Origin of the sequence: Trebonia sp. (assembly GCF_030042015.1) — a bacterium.
In the GTDB taxonomy this organism is placed as follows: domain Bacteria; phylum Actinomycetota; class Actinomycetes; order Streptosporangiales; family Streptosporangiaceae; genus Trebonia.
Genome location: NZ_JASIAL010000036.1, coordinates 1 through 5,673, shown reverse-complemented (window position 1 = coordinate 5,673; position 5,673 = coordinate 1). Strand labels below are relative to the sequence as shown.

The 5,673-nt window shown below is 72.1% G+C and carries 4 protein-coding genes; 2 read left to right on the top strand and 2 right to left on the bottom strand.

The genetic code is table 11. From position 1 onward, the window contains the following. Positions 1 to 582: 582 nt before the first annotated feature. Positions 583 to 1,785, bottom strand: coding sequence for an ABC transporter ATP-binding protein (locus Q1N79_RS01550; protein ID WP_300603208.1), 1,203 nt, complete (start codon positions 1,783 to 1,785; stop codon positions 583 to 585). 16 nt (positions 1,786 to 1,801) lie between these two features. Next, positions 1,802 to 2,458, bottom strand: coding sequence for a TetR family transcriptional regulator C-terminal domain-containing protein (locus tag Q1N79_RS01545; RefSeq protein ID WP_300603204.1), 657 nt, complete (start codon positions 2,456 to 2,458; stop codon positions 1,802 to 1,804). A gap of 137 nt (positions 2,459 to 2,595) precedes the next feature. Between Q1N79_RS01545 and Q1N79_RS01540 the strand changes: the two genes are divergently transcribed. Together Q1N79_RS01540 and Q1N79_RS01535 are read left to right on the top strand one after the other, a co-directional pair. Beyond that, positions 2,596 to 4,224 (top strand): NAD(P)/FAD-dependent oxidoreductase, encoded by a 1,629-nt coding sequence (locus tag Q1N79_RS01540; protein WP_300603202.1) that lies wholly within the window; start codon positions 2,596 to 2,598, stop codon positions 4,222 to 4,224. Beyond that, a partial coding sequence (locus Q1N79_RS01535) for a CoA-binding protein (RefSeq protein ID WP_300603199.1) occupies positions 4,217 to 5,673 on the top strand: 1,457 nt, incomplete at its 3' end. The genes Q1N79_RS01540 and Q1N79_RS01535, both read left to right, overlap by 8 nt.

The following is a 5,673-nucleotide window of genomic DNA, read 5'->3' as shown; positions in this document are numbered from 1 at the left end:
CGAATGACGAGATAACGAACGGCTGCACGCCGGACGACACCGCCGACCCCGGGTACGCGGCCGCGGCCACTCCCGACAACCAGGCGACCTACTACAAGAAGGCCTTCGCCGGCCTGTGGGACCCGATAGCGACGCAGTACGGTCTCACGCCGTACCAGTGGAACCAGCTGTAACAGTTAGCGCATCGCGTTCCGCCCCGGCGTGGCACCGCCGGTCACAGGGGGCCGCAGGTATGCGACTTCGCACACTCCATGGCGATTTCGCCGCCCGTAATGCCCGGTTTGTCCATGCCCGGCGGCACCCGCGCCGGCGATCCCGGCCGGCCGCCGCCGCGATATGTTCCGGGTTCGCGTCGTCATACCAGCACAAACCCCGAACATACCGCGAGGATCACCGCGGACCGCGAACAGCATGTGCTGACCGGGCATCCGGCACGGGCGTGATCCCGCTATCCGCGCCAGAGCCGGGGATTTGGCCACCAGGATTTCCTTGCATGGACAAAACGCCCATAACGGACCGAAAATGGTCACAGAGTATGCGAAGTCGCACCCGCGGGACTCGCGCGGCGCCAGCGAAGCCGGCCTAGCCGGCGAACGGGGCCGCGGCGGCGGCCGGAGCCGGAGCCGCGATCGCGGGAACCAAGGCGGCGGCCGGGGAGCCGGGCAGCACGCGCAGGGCGTCCGGCGGCAGGTAGGCGTGCACAGGGGTGCCCTGGGCCAGCCCGGCCCTGCTGGGGTCGCCGTCGTTTTGCAGCAGCGCCTGGAGCGAGGCGCCCGTCGCCAGACGGAGCATGACCTGGGTGGCGGCGCCGAGGAAGACCACCCGCTCCACCAGGGCGGGTACCCGGTTCTGGCCGGCGGAGCCGTGCTCCTCGACCCGCACCCGCTCCGGGCGGATGACCGCGTGCGCCGTCTCGCCCGGCGCGGCGGGGCAGTCGTGCGACGTCACCAGCGTGCTGTCGCCGAGCTTGAGCGCGGCGGTGGAGCCGTCCGACCGCTGCGACACCGACACTTCCATCAGGTTCGCCGCGCCGAGGAAGTCCGCCACGTAGGCGTCGGCGGGCTCTTCGTAGATCTCGCGCGGTGTGCCGATCTGCACGATCCGGCCGTCGTGCATGACGGCCAGCCGGTCGGACATCGTCAGCGCCTCCTCCTGGTCGTGCGTGACGTAGAGGAACGTGATGCCGACGCGCTCCTGCAGCGCCTTGAGCTCGACCTTCAGCGTGCGGCGGAGCTTGGCGTCAAGCGCGCCGAGCGGCTCGTCGAGCAGCAGCACGGCCGGGTTGAGCACCAGCGCGCGAGCCAGCGCGATGCGCTGCTGCTGGCCGCCGGACAGCTGAGAAGGCCGCCGCGTGGCGAACAAGGACATCGAGACCAGCTCAAGCGCCGCCCCGACCCGGCTGCGCAGCTCGGCCTTGGTCACCCGGGCGTGCCGCAGGCCGAACGCCACGTTGTCGAACGCCGACAGGAACGGGAACAGCGCGTAGCTCTGGAACACCGTGTTGACGTTGCGCTTGTGCGGGGGCACGGCGGACACGTCGGCGCCGTCGAGCAGGATCTGGCCTGCGGTCGGCTGCTCGAAGCCGGCGATCAGCCGCAGCGTGGTCGTCTTGCCGCAGCCGGACGGCCCGAGGAGCGAGAAAAACTCGCCGCTTGGCACCAGCAGGTCGATGTTGTCGACCGCCACGTGCCCGGCGCCCCCGCCGCCCCCGGCGCCCCCGCCGTCCGCGCCGCCCCTGCCGAACCGCTTGGTCAGGCCCGTGAGCTCGATGCTGCCTCCGGCCATGCCGTCATCTCCGTCCCTATGACCGCCTGTCCCTTGCGGAAGCGGGCTTCCAGTCGAATCCAAGCTGCCCGGCTGCGTACCGCATGGCGAGATCATAGGCTCGCGACGGCTGCACGTCGGGATCTTCCAGCGCGATCTGCACCGCCATGCCGTCGAGCAGCGCGGACAGCGAGATCGCGAAGTCATCGGCGTCCACCGGGGCGAACTCGCCGGCCTCCTGGCCGGCCAGCACGATCGCCCGGATGGCTTCCCGCCACCGCTCGTCGAACTTGCGGCGCACGGCGGCCACACCCGGGTTTCGCGGCGACAGGGCCCACAGGTCGAGCCACAGCAGCCATTCGCCGTGCGGCAGCGGGTCCGTCTCCGGCAGGCAGGTCATCTCGATCAGCTCGGTGAGCTGCCCGCCGGCCGTCGGGATCGACGCGAGCCGCTGCACTCCGGTCGCGTACCACGAGTCCTCGGCGTAGCCGATCGCCTCGGTCAGCAGCTGGTCGCGGGTCTTGAAATAGTAGATGACCAGCGCCGGGCTGGCGCCGGCGCGCTCGGCGACATCCGCGATCCGGGTGTCGGCGTACCCGCGCTCCATGATGACCTCAAGCGCGGCGCGCAGCATCTGCTCACGCCGCTGTTCGGCGGCTCCCGCCGCTTCCGCGCTATCCGCAGGTCGCCCCATCGTCTCCTCGTCCCGGCACCCGATGCGCCCGATGCGCCCGATCCGCCCGGGCGCCGTCGCCCGGTTGGCCTTGTTCGTATCGTAGCAGCAATCTAGACTGAATGTTCAGTCAAACTTTTGCGGAAGGCGGAACCACCATGGCAGCGGAGTCCTTCGACGCGATCGTCGTCGGCGGCGGGCACAACGGGCTGGTCGCGGCGGCCTACCTGGCCAAGACCGGCGCGAGAACGCTGGTGCTCGAGGCCAGGCAGCAAGCCGGCGGCGCCGCGACCACCGAAGCGCCGTGGCCGGACGCCCCGGACTTCCGGGTCACGCGCCTGTCGTACGTGATGTCGCTGCTCCCGCCGACGATCCTGAACGACCTGCAGCTGGAAAAGCACGGCTACAAGATCTTCCCGATGGGCCCGTACTACCAGGCCTTCCCCGAGGGCGGGTCGCTCACCCTGTACGAGGAGGACTCCCGGCGCAGCCACGACGAGATCGCCCGCTGGTCGAACAAGGACGCCGACGCCTACCCGAAGTGGAACGCCTGGCTGGCCGGGCTGGCCGACGTGCTCGGCCCGCTGCTGCTCACCGTCCCGCCCAAGATCGGCTCGCACAAGCCGCAAGACATCGCCGGCACGCTCAGGCTCGCCTGGCGCCACCGCGGCCTCGACGTGCGGACGATCGCCGACGTCACCAGGCTGATGACGATGTCGATCGCCGACCTGCTCGACGACTGGTTCGAGAGCCCGCAGGTCAAGGGCGCGCTGGCCGTCAACGGGGTGATCGGCACCTGGGCCGGCCCGTACGAGCCCGGCACCGCCTACGTGATGGCGCACCACTCGATCGGCGACGTGGGCGACGGGCGCCTCGGCAGCTGGGGCTTCCCCGAGGGCGGCATGGGCGCCGTGGCCGGGGCCATCGGCAGGGCCGCGCAGAGCTTCGGCGCGACCGTCCGCACGAACGCGACAGTGGCCAGGATCCTGCTCGGCAACGGCGGCCGGGCGAAAGGCGTCGTCCTGGACTCCGGCGAGGAAATCCGCGCGAACACCATCGTCACCTCGCTGCACCCGCGCACCGCGTTCCTCGAGCACGTCGGCAAGCAGCACCTCCCCGAAGACTTCGCGACAGACATCGAGCGCTGGAAGACGCGGTCCGGCGTCGTGAAGATCAACCTCGCGCTCGCCGAACTCCCCGACTTCACCGCCAACCCGGGCACCCACCTGCAGGAGCACCACACGGGGTCGGTGGAGATGGCGCCGTCGATGGACTACATCGAGCGCGCGTTCATCGACGCCCGCGAGGGCCGCGCGGCGCAGCGGCCGTTCTCCGACGGCGTCATCCCGACCGCGTTCGACAAGACGCTGTGCCCCGAGGGCTACCACATCATGTCGCTGTTCACCCAGTGGGTCCCGCACGAGTGGAGCCGGCAGCCGCAGCGCGACGAGCTGGAGAAGTACGCCGACCGGATGATCGACGTCTACACCGAGGTGGCGCCGAACTTCAAGTCCGCCATCATCCACCGCGACGTGGTCGGCCCGTACGAGATGGAGCACGACTACGGGCTGGTCGGCGGCAACATCTTCCACGGCGAGCTGTCCCTTGAGCAGCTGTTCAACATGCGCCCGGCGCCCGGCTTCGCCGACTACCGGACGCCCGTGCCCGGGCTGTACTACGCGAGCTCGGCCACGCACGCGGGCGGCGGGGTGTGCGGGATCCCCGGCATGCAGGCGGCGAAGGCGGCGATCGCGGACCGGCGCAAGGGACGCCGCCGCAGTGGCTGACCGGGCGGCACCCGGCCCGGCCGCGCCAAACCCGCCAGCGCCAAACCCGCCAGCGCCCGACCCGCTCGCGGTCATGCTCGAGGCGCGCAGCGTGGCGCTCGTCGGCGCCTCGCCGCGCCCGGGCAGCCTGGGCAGCCGCATGGTCGCCGAGGTCGCCCGGTCGGCGAGCAACCCGCGCACGTACCTGGTCAACCCCCGCTACGGCGAGATCGCAGCGACCGCGTGCTACCCGAGCCTGACCGAGCTGCCAGAGCAGGTCGACCTGGCGCTGCTCGCCGTGCCCGACTCCGCCCTGGAGGAGCAGGTGAAGGTGGCGGCAGAAGCCACGGCCCGTTCCGTAGTGATATTTGGCTCTGCCTTCGATCCGGACGGGAGCGGGACCGGCACCGGCACCGGCACCGGGACCTTGGCCGCGGCCACGGGGCTCAGAACGCGGATCGCGGAGATCGCCACGGCGGCCGCGATACCGGTGTGCGGCGCGGGATGCATGGGGTTCGTGAACGTGGCGCGCGGGCTGCGGGCGGTCGGCTACGTGGAGCGGGACCCGCTGCCGCAGGGCCCGGTCGGGCTGGTCACGCACTCGGGGTCGGTGTTCTCCGCGCTGCTGCGGGCGCGCCGCGCGTTCGGGTTCACGGTCGCGGTCTCATCGGGGCAGGAGCTGGTCACGCCCGCCGCCGCGTACGCGCGCTACGCGCTGAGCCTGCCGGAGACGAAGGTGCTCGCGCTCGTGCTCGAGGCGATCAGGGACGCCGGCCTGCTCCGTGACGTGCTGGCGGCCGCCGCGGACCGCGACGTCCCCGTCGTGCTGCTTGCCGCCGGGGAGTCGGACACCGCCAGGGCGCTGGTGTCCGCGCACTCCGGCGCGCTGGCCGCGGGCGACGGCGCGTGGCAGGCGCTCGCGTTCGGCTACGGCCTGCACCGGGTGGGCGACCTCGCGGAGCTTGCGGACACGCTTGAGCTGTTCTGCGCGGGCCGCCGCCCGCCGCCCGGCACGGGCCTGGCCACCGTGCACGACTCCGGCTTCGAGCGGGCGCACGTGGCCGACGTCGCCGCGTCGGCCGGCGTGCGCTTCGCCGCGATCGCGCAGCCGACGAAGGACCGGCTCGCCGCCGTGCTCGACCCCGGCCTGGAACCGGGCAACCCGCTCGACGTGTGGGGGACCGGCGCCGGCACCGAGCAGCTGTTCACCCACGCCCTGTCGGCGCTGGCCGCCGATCCGGGCGTCGGCGCGGTCGCGCTGGCCGTGGACCTGGTGCCGGAGTTCGACGGCGACGACTCCTACCCGCGGGCCGCGCTGGCGGCGGCGAAAGGCACGGACAAGCCGGTCGCCGTGCTCGCCTCGGTGCCTGCCGCGATCGACGTGGCGGCGGCCGCCCGGCTGCGCGCCGCCGGGGTCCCCGTGCTCGAGTCGGCCCGCACCGGCCTGCTCGCGCTCGGCCACCTGCTGGC

Excerpts from the sequence above, each read along its gene's own strand:
- Q1N79_RS01550 (WP_300603208.1), bottom strand. The coding sequence starts at position 1,785 with ATGGCCGGAGGCAGCATCGAGCTCACGGGCCTGACCAAGCGGTTCGGC.
- Q1N79_RS01545 (WP_300603204.1), bottom strand. The coding sequence starts at position 2,458 with ATGGGGCGACCTGCGGATAGCGCGGAAGCGGCGGGAGCCGCCGAACAG.
- Q1N79_RS01540 (WP_300603202.1), top strand. The coding sequence starts at position 2,596 with ATGGCAGCGGAGTCCTTCGACGCGATCGTCGTCGGCGGCGGGCACAAC.